Here is a 14744-nt window from a genome sequence, read left to right on the forward strand (position 1 = left end):
CCCTGCTGGTCTCATTTCAACAAAAGTAAGAGCTGCAGCCATACAACTGCTGCTCAGGTTAAAACTACGGCGCCGGTTGAGGCCTGCGCCGCAGCTTGCTACGGGTACAACATTTTCAAAGCTTTCAGTGTTGCAGGTGCAGCGAACTCAGATGCCGCTCTGCAGCAGCATGCTGCGTACGTGACCGATGGCCTTGGTCGGGTTCAGACCCTTAGGGCACACGTTCACGCAGTTCATGATGCCGCGGCAACGGAACACGCTGAACGGATCGTCCAGCGACGCCAGACGCTCCTTGGTCTTGGTGTCACGGCTGTCAGCCAGGAAACGATAGGCTTGCAGCAGTGCAGCAGGGCCCAGGAACTTGTCAGGGTTCCACCAGAACGATGGGCAGGAAGTCGAGCAGCAAGCGCACAGGATGCACTCGTACAGACCGTCCAGCTTCTCACGCTCTTCCGGCGACTGCAGACGCTCGATGGCCGGAGCCGGGGTGTCGTTCTGCAGGAATGGCTTCACCTTCTCGTACTGCTTGTAGAAGATGCTCATATCGACGACCAGGTCACGAATCACTGGCAGGCCCGGCAGCGGACGCACGACCAGCTTGTTGTTCTTGACCACGGAGGACAGCGGCGTGATGCACGCCAGGCCGTTCTTGCCGTTGATGTTCATACCGTCGGAACCGCACACGCCTTCGCGGCAGGAACGACGATAGGAGAAGCCCTCGTCCTGTTCCTTGATCAGCGCCAGCACGTCCAGAACCATCAGGTCCTTGCCACCGGTATCGACCTGGAACACCTGAGTCTTAGGTGCCGAGTCGGTATCCGGGTTGTAACGATAAACTTCGACTTGCAGCATAGCGGCCACCCTTAGTAAGTCCGGACTTTTGGTTCGAACGCCGGTACTGTCTTCGGCGCAAAGTTGACTGCACGTTTGGCAACCCGCTTCTCGCCCGGGTAGTACAGGGTATGGCACAGCCAGTTTTCATCGTCACGGTCTTCGAAGTCTTCACGGGCGTGAGCACCGCGGGACTCTTTACGTGCTTCTGCAGCAATGGCGGTCGCTTCAGCGACTTCCAGCAGGTTCTGCAGCTCCAGCGCTTCGATACGCGCGGTGTTGAAGCCCTGGGACTTGTCGTTGATCTTGACGTTGGCGATGCGCTTGCGCAGATCAGCCAGTTGCTCGATGCCCTTCTGCATGTATTCGCCGGTACGGAATACACCGAAGTAGTTCTGCATGCAGCTCTGCAGCTCGCGCTTCAGGCTGGCGACGTCTTCACCTTCGGTACGCGCGTTGAGCTGATTCAGACGATTCAGGGCAACGTCGATGTCGGTGTCGCTGGCTTCGGCGTATTCGATGCCGTCGCTCAGTGCTTTTTCCAGGTGCAGGCCAGCTGCGCGACCGAACACGACCAGGTCGAGCAGCGAGTTGCCGCCCAGACGGTTGGCACCGTGAACCGATACGCACGCCACTTCGCCTACCGCGAACAGGCCCGGAATGATCTGGTCCTTGCCGTCGGCATCCATGGTCATGGCCTGACCGTGAATGTTGGTGGCAACACCGCCCATCATGTAGTGGCAGGTCGGAACGACCGGAACCGGCGCAACGACAGGGTCGACGTGCGCGAAGGTCTTGGACAGTTCGCAGATACCTGGCAGACGGCTGTGCAGCACTTCTTCACCCAGGTGGTCCAGCTTCAGCAGTACGTGGTCCTTGTTCGGGCCCACGCCGTTGCCGGCGATGATTTCTTTGACCATGGAACGGGCAACCACGTCGCGACCGGCCAGGTCTTTCGCGTTCGGCGCGTAACGCTCCATGAAGCGCTCGCCGTGGGCGTTGATCAGGTAGCCACCTTCACCGCGGCAACCTTCGGTAACCAGTACACCTGCACCGGCGATACCGGTCGGGTGGAACTGCCACATCTCGATGTCCTGAACCGGCACACCGGCGCGCAGCGCCATGCCGATACCGTCACCGGTGTTGATCAGGGCGTTGGTGGTCGAGGCGTAGATACGACCCGCGCCGCCCGTGGCCAGAACGGTGGCCTTGGACTTGATGTACATGGTTTCGCCGGTTTCGATGCAGATCGCGATCACACCGACAAAAGCGCCTTCCGAGTTCTTCACCAGATCGACGGCGTAGTACTCGTTGAGGAAGGTGGTGCCTGCTTTCAGGTTGCCCTGATACAGGGTGTGCAGCAGTGCGTGACCGGTACGGTCGGACGCTGCGCAGGTACGGGCAGCCTGACCGCCTTTACCGAAGTCCTTGGACTGACCACCGAACGGACGCTGATAGATGCGACCGGTTTCGGTACGGGAGAACGGCAGACCCATGTGGTCCAGCTCGAAGACCGCAGCCGGGCCTTCCTGACACATGTATTCGATAGCGTCCTGGTCACCGATGTAGTCGGAACCCTTGACGGTATCGTACATGTGCCAGCGCCAGTCATCGTTCGGGTCGGCCGAAGCGATGGCGCAGGTAATGCCACCCTGGGCGGAAACGGTGTGCGAACGGGTCGGGAAGACCTTGGTGACTACAGCAGTCTTGTGACCGCCCTGAGCCAGTTGCAGGGCTGCACGCATGCCCGCACCGCCGCCGCCGATGATGATGGCGTCGAACGAAAGTGTATTAATTTTAGCCATGAATCAGATACCCCAGAGAATCTGCACACCCCAGACGAAGTACGCGAACATCACAACGCCGCACACTGCCTGGAACAGGAAACGCACAACTGTCGCGGACTTGCCGAAACTCATCGGAGTCAGGTAGTCGGTCGCGATGGTCCACATGCCGACCCAGGCGTGAGCAGCCAGGGCAACGAGGGCGAGCAGACTGAAGATGCGCATTCCGTTATGGGAGAACAGAGCGTGCCACTGGGCGAAGTCGATGCCCGGGTGCACGATCAGGTATCCGATCAGGAAAATGAAATAAGCCGCGAGCACTACAGCGGAGACGCGCTGCGCCATCCAGTCATAGAGGCCCGAACGAGACAGGTTCGTAACACTGGTTACCATATCCAAACTCCCGCCAGAACGATCAGCGCCACGGAAACGACGATGACGATTTTCGAGCCCAGTTTGCCGCCTTCCAGCGTCTCACCGACTCCAGTATCCATGATCAGGTGACGAACACCCGCCACCAGGTGATACAGCAGGGCGGACAGAAGCCCCCATGCGATGAACTTGGCCAGCGGACTGGTCAAGGTCGACTTCACGTTGGCAAAGCCTTCTTCGGAACCCAGCGATGCGCTCAATGCGTAAAGCATGAAAGCGATGCCGATGAAGAGGATGATGCCGGAGATGCGGTGAAGGATCGACGTGATCGCGGTAATGGGGAGTTTGATGGTCCTTAGGTCTAGGTTTACAGGTCGTTGGCTTTTCACGGCTTTTTTTCACACTGAAGAGCCCCTAACAATCAGGGCAAGTTGTTGGGAAGTGCACTGGTCAGGTACCCACTACCCAGGAAGTGCGACCCCCAGAAAAACAGGTCTGAAAGCCCCTGGAGGTCGGGCGTCGAGTATAGACAGTTAGCCAACTAATGACAACGCAAAGACCCTCCCCTAATGGCTGATTGCTTTAGCTGAATAAAAGGCGTAAATGGCAGGTATTTTCGACGAAAACCTCTACTTAAAGCCTTCTGCCACAAGACTTTTGGCAAATTGACTTTAGAATTTATCTCTCTATAGTGATGCGGGCCCTGCGTGGGGGGCCTGTCTGATGATTTGAAGCATAAATAGGAGGCCACATGGCTGACAAAAAAGCGCAGTTGATCATCGAGGGCGCTGCCCCCGTCGAGCTGCCCATTCTGACCGGCACCGTTGGTCCCGATGTAATCGACGTACGCGGCCTGACCGCCACCGGACGCTTCACATTCGACCCAGGCTTCATGTCGACCGCCTCATGCGAATCCAAGATCACCTACATCGACGGTGACAACGGAATCCTGCTCCATCGCGGCTACCCGATCGAGCAACTGGCCGAGAAGTCGGACTACCTGGAAACCTGCTACCTGCTGCTCAACGGCGAACTGCCGACTGCCGAGCAGAAGGCCCAGTTCGTGGGCACCGTGAAGAATCACACCATGGTGCACGAACAACTGAAGACCTTCTTCAACGGCTTCCGCCGCGACGCTCACCCGATGGCCGTCATGTGCGGTGTCGTCGGCGCGCTGTCGGCGTTCTACCACGACTCGCTGGACATCAATAACCCGCAACACCGCGAAATCTCTGCGGTGCGCCTGGTCGCCAAGATGCCGACCCTGGCAGCGATGGTGTACAAGTACTCCATGGGTCAGCCGATGATGTATCCGCGCAACGACCTGAGCTACGCGGAAAACTTCCTGCACATGATGTTCAACACGCCGTGCGAGATCAAACCGATCAGCCCGACGCTGGCCAAGGCCATGGACCGGATCTTCATCCTCCACGCTGACCACGAACAGAACGCTTCGACCTCCACCGTACGCCTGGCCGGCTCTTCGGGTGCCAACCCGTTCGCCTGTATCGCCGCCGGCATCGCTGCACTGTGGGGCCCTGCCCACGGCGGCGCCAACGAAGCCGTACTGACCATGCTCGATGAAATCGGCGATGTCTCGAACATCGACAAGTTCATCGCCAAGGCCAAGGACAAGAACGATCCGTTCAAACTGATGGGCTTCGGTCACCGCGTGTACAAAAACCGTGACCCGCGCGCCACCGTGATGAAACAGACCTGCGACGAAGTTCTGCGCGAACTGGGCATCAGCCACGACCCGCAACTGGAACTGGCCATGCGTCTCGAAGAGATCGCCCTGACCGATCCGTACTTCATCGAGCGCTCGCTGTACCCGAACGTCGACTTCTACTCGGGCATCATCCTGAAAGCGATCGGCATTCCGACCAGCATGTTCACCGTGATCTTCGCCCTGGCGCGTACCGTGGGCTGGATCTCGCACTGGAAAGAAATGCTCTCCAGCCCGTACAAGATCGGCCGCCCTCGCCAGCTGTACACCGGCGAGCCAGTGCGCGATATCGTGCCGCTGTCCGAGCGCAAGTAAGCAATACCGCTCCAACAAAAAAGGCTGCCAGTGGCAGCCTTTTTTATTTTCCGTGAAAACTGTACGGGTCGAATTATTTCTCCGCCCGCTCGCGCAACGCCTTCAGCGTATTAAACGGCGCATCCACGACAAACTTGTTCGCCAGCCACGACGGAACACTTCCACCTGGCTCGGTATGCACTTGATAGGTCACTTCGGTTTCATTGGCACCCTTGGGTACCAACTTCCAGAAACCGTCGACCTGTGCGACACGAACAAACCCCTTTTCCTCAGGAATGTACGACGGCAACTCCTTGAGCTTGCGGGTCAGACTGCCATCCGCCGCCTCCACTGTGGTGATTTCGAGAATCGAATCCCGCGGCGTGACCGGCCATGGCGTGTTGAACTGGGTGTAAGTCCAGGTCTTGTCGCCGTCATGCTTGAGCACTTTCTGCGACTTGCATTCATGCACCCAGGCGCACGCGCCCGCAACATCTTCCTGCAGCGCACGCAATTTGGCGACACTGGCCTTGATGGTGGTCACGCCCTGATACGCCTTGTACTGGGAACCGGCGAACTCGCTCAGCGATACCTTGATGCCGTCCTCATTCTTGGCTTCCTTCCATTCTTCCGCCTGGGCCGTTGCCGACACCAGTACAGTCAACCCAACTCCAAACGCAATCCGGTACAGCGAACCCATTGTCTTGTTCCTTATTGTTGGCGTTCAACGTATCCACGCGCCCCTGTCAGGCGACGGATGTAGCCTGCTCCCACCACCCGATAAGGCGAATCGCATCGGCAGAACTCTCACCGCACACTTGCGGATCAGGCCTGAAACCGCCACACACCTTCGGTCGCTCGGGCTTGCCGAACAGCCCGCAGAGCATGTCGCTGGACAGATGCAGACAATGCACACCCGCCGGCTTGCCGTTGGGCATGCCGGGAATCGGTGAAGAAATCGAAGGCGCAATGCAACAGGCACCGCAGCCTGGGCGGCATTCCATGAAAACATCCTCTCGGGAAGCAGGGAGCAACGACTGGATCTTACTCGCTAAAACAAACGTTTGAAAACGTCGAAAAAGCAGCTCTCCGCCGTCGGCTATTGCTTGAATTTGAAGTCCAGAGCCGCACCTTCAACTTCCTTGCGCGCCTCGTTACGCAGCTGCAGCTGCATTTCGTTGCTCAACAAACGCCCCTGCAGCTGAAAATCCGATTCGGATTGGCTGTCCGGGAACATTTTCGGCAACAGTGGTTTCGCCCCGCCATTCTGGGGCTTGCTGCGCGGTGCAGCGGTAATGACACCTGCAGGCGGTGACAACTGTTTGACCATTTCCGGGGGCAGACTGAGGTCCAGCGACGCACTGGGCAAGCGAGTTTCCTTGACCACCTGGGCAGGTGTTTTGGTCTTGCTTGCCTGGGGCGCACGGCTGGCAACTTCGGCATTATCCGCTTTTATCTTGGCCGATTTGGCGTTGCCCGATGGCTCTACAACGGCCTGCCTGGGCGATTTTTTCTTCTCTGTCGGCGTTTCTGCCGGCACCGGTTTGCTGGCCGCAACAACGGGCACCGCTTTGACGTTTGGCGCCAATTCATGCACCGGAACAATCGGCTCGGATTTTTTTTCGACAGGCGCGACCGGCGTTATAGCCGGCGGGGCCTCAACAACAGGAGCGACCGGAGTCTGTACGGCGACTTTTGCCGGTGGTGCCGGTGACTTGTCAGCGTCGCAACCGCCGAGCACAACCATCAGCACGACACCCACACAACGTAAACTTTTCATAGAAGGCATGGCAGAAAAAGCACGGACCAATATGCTGGCCCTTTGAATGGCCGGTGACAAGCGAACACGCTCGTCCACGACCCCTGAAATTATGAAAAACGCTCAACGGCGGGCGTTCACCACGCCTGACCAGCGTCCTGGCAAAGCTGCTTGGCCAACATCCCCAACGTCATCAGCGCCCTCTCCGCTTCACGGTTCCATGGCATGCCACAGTTAAGCCGGATGCAGTGATTGAACTGTTCTGTATTGCTGAAGATCAGACCCGGCGCGATGCTGATGCCCTGCTCCAGAGCCCGCACATGCAGCTCCTGAGTATTGACCCGCCCCGGCAGGCTGATCCACAACACGAACCCGCCCGCCGGACGACTGATCTGCGTCCCCTCCGGAAACATCTGCTGAACGCCCAGCTGGAAAGCACTGAGGTTTTTGCGATGCTCCTGACGGATATAACGCAGGTGTCGGTCGTAGCCACCGTTTTCCAGGTACGACGCCACCGCCATCTGCGTCACGCTGCAGGCCGAATGGGTGCTGAACGTCTGCAGCCGCTGGATTTCCGCCTGATATTTACCGGCGATCATCCAGCCGATGCGCACGCCCGGCGACAATGTCTTGGAGAAACTGGAGCAATAAATCACCCGACCAAGGCGATCGAACGCCTTCAACGCCTTGGACTTGTTCTGCTCGTACATCAACTCGCCATAGATATCGTCTTCGATGACCTGGATATCGAAATCCGACGCCAGACGCAGCAATTGTTTCTGCCGCTCTTCCGGCATCGTGCTGCCCAGCGGATTGCTCAGCCGCGAAGTCATTACCAAGGCCTTGATCGACCATTGATTGGCCGCCAGTTGCAAGGCCTCCAGACTGATCCCGGTGTTCGGATCGCTAGGGATTTCGATGACCTTCAGGCCCAACAAATCAGCCAGCTGCAGCAGTCCATAGTAGGTCGGCGATTCTGCGGCGATCAGATCGCCCGGACTGGTCAGCACCCGCAGGGACATTTGCAGCGCATCGACACAACCGTGGGTGATCACCACTTCCGACGGATCCACCACCACCCCGGCATCGCGCATGCGAATCGCCACTTGCCGACGCAGCGGCTCGAAGCCCGGGCTGAACATGTAGTTGAATGCCCTGGGGCTTTGAAAACGCGTGACCTTGGCCAGTTGCTGATGCAGCGCGCGCAGTGGCAGATAGTCGATGTGCGGCACCGCAGCCCCGAACGCGAACACGCCTTCACGCCGCGCCTCGACCAGAACCTGCTGAATGATGCTGGCCCGCGTGACCAGACCGGGACGCTCGACCCTGGCGATGTCCGGGGTCGGCGCGGTCAGTGCCGGTGTCTGGTGTACGTAATAACCGGATTGCGGACGCGCGCGAATCAGCCCCTGATCTTCAAGGTTGGCATAGGCCTGCAACACCGTTGCGTGGCTGACATTGAGCTGCGAGCTCATCTTGCGTACCGAAGGCACCCGCTCACCGGGCTGATAGACACCCCGACGGATATCCTCGGCCAACTGCTGGGCGATGCGTTGATACAGCAGAAGATTGGTCATTTCGCGTCCCTCGACACCCGTCTCTGATCGTAGGCATGGCAATCAAAGCGTGAGATCACCAGAACAGTTGTGAAGTGTACGGGGACAGTTCACCTGGCCGCTAGTCATACTTGTGTGTGAGAGGGGATTTCATCAGGCGAGCGTCAGGTACTCAGCAAGAAAGTCCGAAATTGTAGGAGTGAGCTCTGCTCGCGATAGCGTCAGATCACTCAATGCAGCGTTGATTGGAAAAACTCGATCGCGAGCAGAGCTCACTCCTACAAACGCGGTGAAAATTCATCCATAAAAAACCCCGGCCTTTTCGCAAAAGCCGGGGTCTTTGATTGCCGAACCCTCAACGCTCGGCGCTGAGGCGGCCTTTTTCGTCGGAAAACACGATTTCCACCCGACGATTCTGCGCCCTTCCCCGCTCGGACGTGTTCACATCCACCGGAAATTGATCACCGTAGCCCTGCACCTGGATACGCTCGTCCTCGATCCCCAGGTCCGACAGCACATCCGCCACCGCCTGAGCCCGATCCCGCGACAGTTGCAGATTGTCCTGGCCGTCACCGGTGCTGTCGGTGTAGCCCTCGATACGCACAATGCGTTTCGGATTGAATTGCAGGAACTGTACGACTTTCAGCACGGTACGGTTGGCCGAGATTTTCAGCTCCGCGCGACCGGTATCGAACAGCATGTCGCCCAGGGTCATGACCAGACCGCGCTCGCTCTGCCGGGTCGACAGACTGATCACCTGATCTTCAGCCCACTTGCCCTGCTGTTGCGCCCCCGCCAGTTTGGCTTCGCGCAGCGCCAGTTGCAGGCGCTGACGCTCCAGCTCCAGACGAGCCAGTTTTTCCTGATTGAGCAGCAGTTTGCTGTGTTCGGCAGCGATGGCGCTGTAGCGACTGCTCAGGTAAGCGTAATGACCGACATCGTCGGCGCTGCCGACATAGCTCGACAGACGCTCAGCCTTCGCCAGCAGCTCGCCTGCCCGGATGACATCCTTCGGCGCGCTGCGCAGGACATTGGTGTCCTCTTTGACCTTCTGGAAATCGGCGCTTGCACCCTGCAAGGCTTTCTCACTGTTCTGATGGCCCGCACAGCCATACAGAACGGCGCTCCCCAGCAACAGACAGACACTCAGAAAACGTGGAACAGCGTTCATTGTGCTGCTCCCAGCTGCTTGCGCAGACGCTCGATGCGGGCATTGACCTGAGCCACTTGCTCATCGCTCTTTTCCGTCAGCACCCGGGCTTCGGCCAGACGCGCATCCAGTTCGGCCTGCTCGGCCTGCATGCGCGCGTCCTTGTAGGACTTGTCCGCCATATCTGCCCGCGCCTGGGCCAGTTTCGCCTGGGCGGTGGCCATGTCCGGCTCGTCTTCGGTGGCGCCCACTGCCGTGGCCTGAGTCACCGCCTGCTCAGTCAGTTTCAGCTGTTCATTCGGTGCCGGATCATTGGCGCAGCCAAACAGGGAAGCAATCACCAGGACTGCCAATAAAGGTCGTGTTCGCAAAAGAAAGCTCAAGAAACATTCCTACTGATTCGTGGTGCTGGTCGGCTGCTGCAACTGGGCTTTCCACAATTCCAGATTGCGCTTGATGGCTTCGCCAGAGCGGCCGGAGGCCGACAATTCTGTCATTTTTTTTGCCAGCTGTCCGCGCAACCACGGGTCATTGCACGCCGAATTGAACGACAGCGCCAGATACAGGCCTGGTCGGTCCAGCGGCAATGGTTGCGCCTGCAGATCCTTGGCCATGGCCAGGGTCTGACTCAGCGCCATCCCGGCATAACGACCCGCCAGCACGTATTCGACCTGGCCAAGCATGAGCTTCTGGAACGCCTGAGTCAGACTGGGCTGACGATCGAGCGTCAGATGCTCCTTGATCGCATTGTCGAACGCCGGGGTCAGCCGGGTTTTTTCCGAGATAGCTCCGGGATGGCCCTGCAGATCGGCCAGCGCGTTGAACGGCTGTGGATGACCGACCCGGGTCCAGACCATGATTTCATTCTGACTGATCGGCGGGTGGACAAAATCCAGAGACTCCAGCTCCGCAACCTTCAGCGGCGTGTCAGCCAACAGGTCCATGCGTCCGCTGCGCACTTCCTCCAGGGCCTGACTGCGCTTGCCGGCAAACAGCACTTCCACTTTCACCCCGATCTGCGTGGCCGCCTCCTTGAGCAGGTCGGCATTGGCCCCCATCAGGTGCGTCGGGTCTTGTGGATCGCGCCACAGATACGGCGGCGCGTCGGGACTGCCGGTCACGACAATCCGGTCACACTTGCCTGCAGCGCTGCCCAGAGACGGCAGCAACAGCAGGCTTGCGACCAGAGAAGTCAGTGTTGGCCTCATCGACAACATGGGTATTCCTTTTTCGCAGCCATGAAAAAACCCGCTCATCCAAAGCCGAAGAAAGCGAGAGTCAGCGCAGTGTGCCGCTGCTTGTTGCTTCCGAACAGCCCGAAATGAACGGGTTCTCTTTATAAGTCAGGCGACTGGATCAGACCAGTTTTTCCAACTCCGGTACCGCTTCAAACAGATCCGCCACCAGGCCGTAGTCGGCCACCTGGAAGATCGGCGCTTCTTCGTCCTTGTTGATCGCGACGATCACTTTGGAGTCTTTCATGCCGGCCAGGTGCTGGATCGCGCCGGAAATACCGACGGCGATGTACAGCTGCGGAGCGACGATCTTGCCGGTCTGACCGACCTGCATGTCGTTCGGCACGAAGCCGGCGTCGACCGCAGCGCGGGAAGCACCGACCGCCGCGCCCAGCTTGTCGGCCAGGGCGTACAGATGTTTGAAGTTGTCGCCGTTCTGCATGCCGCGGCCGCCGGATACGACGATCTTGGCAGCGGTCAGTTCAGGACGGTCGGACTTGGCCAGCTCTTCGCCAACGAATGCCGATTTGCCAGCGTCGTGAGCGGCACCCACGGCTTCAACGGCAGCGGAACCGCCTTCGGCAGCCACGGCGTCGAAGCCGGTGGCGCGAACGGTAATGACCTTGATGGCAGCCGACGACTGTACGGTCGCGATGGCGTTACCAGCATAGATCGGACGCTTGAAGGTGTCGGCGGATTCAACCGAGATGATTTCGGAGATCTGATCGACGTCCAGCTGCGCAGCGACGCGCGGCAGGATGTTCTTGCCGTTGGAGGTGGCGGCAGCCAGCACGTGGCTGTAACCGGAAGCCAGCTCGACCACCAGAGGTGCAACGTTTTCCGGCAGTTGGTGGGCGTAGGCAGCGTTGTCGGCCACCAGCACTTTGGCGACGCCGGCGATTTTCGCAGCGGCTTCACCGACAGCACCGACGTTCTGGCCAGCGACCAGGACGTGGACGTCGCCACCGATCTTGGCGGCAGCGGCAACGGTGTTCAGAGTGGCGGGAGCGATCGCGCCGTTTTCGTGCTCAGCGATAACCAGGATAGTCATTTAGATTACCTTCGCCTCGTTCTTCAGTTTCTCGACCAGTTCTGCAACCGACTTGACCTTGATGCCTGCGCTGCGGGCAGCCGGGGCTTCGACTTTCAAGGTCTTGTTGGTGGAAGCAACGGAAACACCCAGAGCATCCGGAGTCACGGTTTCCAGCGGCTTCTTCTTGGCCTTCATGATGTTCGGCAGCGACGCGTAGCGAGGCTCGTTCAGGCGCAGGTCGGTGGTGACGATGGCTGGCAGGTTCAGCGAAACGGTCTGCAGGCCGCCGTCGATTTCACGGGTCACGGCAACCTTGTCGCCCGACACTTCAACCTTGGACGCGAAGGTGCCTTGCGGGTAGCCGCTCAGGGCCGCCAGCATCTGGCCGGTCTGGTTGTTGTCGCTGTCGATGGCCTGTTTGCCGAGGATGACCAGTTGCGGCTGCTCCTTGTCGACAACAGCCTTGAGCAGCTTGGCCACGGCCAGGGAGTTCAGCTCGTCAGCGGATTCAACCAGCACGGCGCGATCGGCACCCAGTGCCAGCGCGGTACGCAGTTGCTCCTGAGCGGTAGTCGGGCCAATGGTGACGACGACGATTTCGCTGGCAACGCCTTTCTCTTTCAGGCGAACGGCTTCTTCCACGGCGATTTCGCAGAAGGGGTTCATCGACATTTTGACGTTAGCGAGATCGACGCCGGAGTTGTCCGCTTTGACGCGAACCTTGACGTTGTAGTCGACCACTCGTTTGACAGCTACAAGAACCTTCATGGATTCCTCGTTACTCTCCGGTGAAAAGAAGTCGCCAGGCCCTGCCCGGCGATGGGTACACGTCAGTGTAAAGAACACCTGTGAAAACAACGTATTCGCGCTTGCTTAATACAGACTTCAGCAAAAACAGCCGCCGGGCCACGCGAATCCAAGCCACTCGTCGACAGGCCGTGTAAACTGCACCGCGCCTGCCGTTCCACGGGTTCGGACAGGTTCGTCACACGGCATTTGCGTCGCTTTTACAGGTGTTCTTCTACCAACGGTCAGCCTACGGCGAGCGCAAAACCGCCCGTATCTTGACCGTAACGCCTATTCCGGTCAATACGACAAAAACGCCAGTCGCAAGCCGCGTCCCTATGTTTTATCAGGGTTCCAGCTGATTCAAACAAACGTTTGTATTGGACCCGCAAGGTGTTGTACATATAATGCACGCCTTTTAGATGACAGCCGGGCAACGACCTTCCGGATGTCGGTTTTCAGCAACCTCTATAAAAAAATACCGTTGAGCCTTGAGCAGGAGATAGCCAGTGGAACGCGAATACATGGAATTCGACGTCGTCATCGTCGGAGCCGGCCCTTCCGGGTTGTCCGCCGCATGCCGTCTGAAACAGAAGGCTGCCGAAGCCGGCCAGGAAATCAGCGTCTGCGTGGTGGAAAAAGGCTCCGAAGTCGGCGCTCACATCCTCTCCGGTGCGGTATTCGAACCGCGCGCGCTCAATGAGCTGTTCCCTGACTGGAAAGAACTCGGCGCGCCGCTGAACACCCCGGTCAAAAGCGACGACATCTATGTGCTGACCAGCGCCGACGCCGGCACCAAGGTGCCAGGCCTGTTCGTGCCCAAGACCATGCACAACGAAGGCAACTACATCATTTCGCTGGGCAACCTGTGCCGCTGGCTGGCGCAGCAGGCCGAGAATCTGGGCGTGGAAATCTACCCCGGCTTCGCTGCTCAGGAAGCGCTGATCGATGAGAACGGCGTGGTGCGCGGCATCCTCACCGGCGACATGGGCGTGGATCGCGAAGGCAACCCTAAAGAGGGCATGTACACTCCCGGCATGGAGCTGCGCGGCAAGTACACGCTGTTCGCCGAAGGCTGCCGTGGCCACATCGGCAAGCAACTGATCAAGCGCTTCAACCTCGACAGCGAAGCCGACGCCCAGCACTACGGCATCGGTCTCAAGGAAATCTGGGAAATCGACCCGGCCAAGCATCAGCCAGGCCTGGTGGTCCACACCGCCGGCTGGCCGCTGGACGTGATGGGCACCGAGAACACTGGCGGTTCGTTCCTCTATCACCTGGAGAATAATCAGGTGGTGGTCGGCCTGATCGTCGATCTGTCCTACGCCAACCCATACCTGTCGCCGTTCGACGAATTCCAGCGCCTCAAGCACCACCCGATCCTCAAGCAGTACCTGGAAGGCGGCAAGCGCATCAGCTACGGCGCCCGTGCCATCTGCAAAGGCGGCCTGAACTCGCTGCCGAAGATGGTATTCCCCGGCGGCGCGCTGATCGGTTGCGACCTGGGCACGCTGAACTTCGCCAAGATCAAGGGCAGCCACACCGCGATGAAATCCGGCATGCTCGCCGCTGAAGCCGTGGCCGACGCACTGCTGGCCGGCAACGAAGGCGGCGATGCACTGAACGGCTATGTCGAAGCGTTCAAGGGCAGCTGGCTGCACGAAGAACTGTTCGCCAGCCGCAACTTCGGCGCGGCGATCCACAAATTCGGTCCGATCTTCGGTGGCGCGTTCAACTTCATCGACCAGAACCTGTTCGGCGGCAAGATTCCGTTCACTCTGCACGACAACAAGCCGGACTACGCCTGCCTGAAGCTGGCGGCCGACTCGAAGAAGATCGACTACCCGAAACCCGACGGCAAGCTGAGCTTCGACAAGCTGAGTTCGGTGTTCATCTCCGGCACCAACCATGAAGAAGAACAGCCGTGCCACCTGAAGCTGCGCGACCCGAACATCCCGATCAACGTCAACCTGCCCAAGTACGACGAACCGGCCCAGCGCTACTGCCCGGCCGGCGTGTATGAGGTGGTGACTCAGGAAGACGGCAGCAAGCGCTTCCAGATCAACGCGCAGAACTGCGTACACTGCAAGACCTGCGACATCAAGGACCCTTCGCAGAACATCACCTGGGTGACCCCGGAAGGCGCAGGCGGGCCGACCTACCCGAACATGTAACGTACCGCGCGACATCCTGGCTTGCTGGCATGGCGATCTCAATG

Annotated in this window: 15 protein-coding genes; 2 read left to right on the plus strand and 13 right to left on the minus strand. The window is 59.0% G+C overall.

What is annotated here, in order from left to right; translation table 11 throughout:
* Window positions 1–147 precede the first annotated feature (147 nt).
* Genes ACIPL0_RS10685 through sdhC form a run of 4 tightly spaced genes read right to left on the minus strand, consistent with a single transcriptional unit; the run spans window position 148 to window position 3376 of the window.
* Entirely contained in the window at window positions 148–852 is a 705-nt protein-coding gene (locus ACIPL0_RS10685) for a succinate dehydrogenase iron-sulfur subunit (RefSeq protein ID WP_400596612.1), read from the minus strand.
* 11 nt (window positions 853–863) lie between these two features.
* Window positions 864–2636, minus strand: a complete 1773-nt coding sequence (sdhA, locus tag ACIPL0_RS10690) for a succinate dehydrogenase flavoprotein subunit (RefSeq protein ID WP_400596613.1) — start codon at window positions 2634–2636, stop codon at window positions 864–866.
* A 3-nt stretch (window positions 2637–2639) separates the two neighbouring features.
* The gene (sdhD, locus tag ACIPL0_RS10695; protein ID WP_400596614.1) at window positions 2640–3008 is read right to left on the minus strand and encodes a succinate dehydrogenase, hydrophobic membrane anchor protein; all 369 of its coding nucleotides are present in this window, start codon (window positions 3006–3008) and stop codon (window positions 2640–2642) included.
* Entirely contained in the window at window positions 3002–3376 is a 375-nt protein-coding gene (gene sdhC, locus ACIPL0_RS10700; RefSeq protein ID WP_400596615.1) for a succinate dehydrogenase, cytochrome b556 subunit, read from the minus strand. Before sdhC ends, sdhD begins: the two co-directional genes overlap by 7 nt.
* A 362-nt stretch (window positions 3377–3738) precedes the next feature.
* Between sdhC and gltA the strand changes: the two genes are divergently transcribed.
* Window positions 3739–5028, plus strand: coding sequence for a citrate synthase (gene gltA / locus ACIPL0_RS10705; protein WP_400596616.1), 1290 nt, complete (start codon window positions 3739–3741; stop codon window positions 5026–5028).
* Between the two features lie 73 nt (window positions 5029–5101).
* Here gltA and ACIPL0_RS10710 read toward each other — a convergent pair whose 3' ends face one another.
* The 9 genes from ACIPL0_RS10710 to ACIPL0_RS10750 all read right to left on the minus strand — a co-directional run bounded on the left by ACIPL0_RS10710 (window position 5102) and on the right by ACIPL0_RS10750 (window position 12508).
* On the minus strand, window positions 5102–5707 hold the full coding sequence (locus ACIPL0_RS10710; RefSeq protein WP_400731532.1) for an START domain-containing protein: 606 nt from the start codon (window positions 5705–5707) through the stop codon (window positions 5102–5104).
* A gap of 46 nt (window positions 5708–5753) precedes the next feature.
* Window positions 5754–6011 carry a YkgJ family cysteine cluster protein gene (locus ACIPL0_RS10715; RefSeq protein WP_400596618.1) on the minus strand — a complete coding sequence of 86 codons (258 nt, stop codon included), beginning with the start codon at window positions 6009–6011 and terminating at the stop codon, window positions 5754–5756.
* 95 nt (window positions 6012–6106) lie between these two features.
* Window positions 6107–6847, minus strand: coding sequence for a translation initiation factor 2 (locus ACIPL0_RS10720; RefSeq protein WP_400596619.1), 741 nt, complete (start codon window positions 6845–6847; stop codon window positions 6107–6109).
* 56 nt (window positions 6848–6903) lie between these two features.
* The gene (locus ACIPL0_RS10725; protein WP_400596620.1) at window positions 6904–8343 is read right to left on the minus strand and encodes a PLP-dependent aminotransferase family protein; all 1440 of its coding nucleotides are present in this window, start codon (window positions 8341–8343) and stop codon (window positions 6904–6906) included.
* Between the two features lie 334 nt (window positions 8344–8677).
* Window positions 8678–9493: an OmpA family protein gene (locus ACIPL0_RS10730; RefSeq protein ID WP_400596621.1), complete on the minus strand. Its 816-nt coding sequence runs from the start codon at window positions 9491–9493 to the stop codon at window positions 8678–8680.
* Window positions 9490–9843 carry a DUF4398 domain-containing protein gene (locus ACIPL0_RS10735; RefSeq protein WP_400596861.1) on the minus strand — a complete coding sequence of 118 codons (354 nt, stop codon included), beginning with the start codon at window positions 9841–9843 and terminating at the stop codon, window positions 9490–9492. The genes ACIPL0_RS10730 and ACIPL0_RS10735 overlap by 4 nt, the downstream gene beginning before the upstream one ends.
* A gap of 21 nt (window positions 9844–9864) precedes the next feature.
* Window positions 9865–10680: a substrate-binding periplasmic protein gene (locus ACIPL0_RS10740; RefSeq protein ID WP_400596862.1), complete on the minus strand. Its 816-nt coding sequence runs from the start codon at window positions 10678–10680 to the stop codon at window positions 9865–9867.
* Window positions 10681–10828: 148 nt separating this feature from the next.
* The gene (locus tag ACIPL0_RS10745) at window positions 10829–11758 is read right to left on the minus strand and encodes an electron transfer flavoprotein subunit alpha/FixB family protein (protein ID WP_400596622.1); all 930 of its coding nucleotides are present in this window, start codon (window positions 11756–11758) and stop codon (window positions 10829–10831) included.
* Entirely contained in the window at window positions 11759–12508 is a 750-nt protein-coding gene (locus tag ACIPL0_RS10750; protein WP_400596623.1) for an electron transfer flavoprotein subunit beta/FixA family protein, read from the minus strand.
* A gap of 527 nt (window positions 12509–13035) precedes the next feature.
* Here ACIPL0_RS10750 and ACIPL0_RS10755 point away from each other — a divergent pair.
* Complete coding sequence (locus tag ACIPL0_RS10755; RefSeq protein WP_400596624.1) at window positions 13036–14700, plus strand: electron transfer flavoprotein-ubiquinone oxidoreductase; 1665 nt, start codon at window positions 13036–13038, stop codon at window positions 14698–14700.
* Window positions 14701–14744 lie beyond the last annotated feature (44 nt).

The sequence above is a fragment of the Pseudomonas sp. NPDC090208 genome, from assembly GCF_044746785.1.
Taxonomy (GTDB): Bacteria; Pseudomonadota; Gammaproteobacteria; order Pseudomonadales; family Pseudomonadaceae; genus Aquipseudomonas.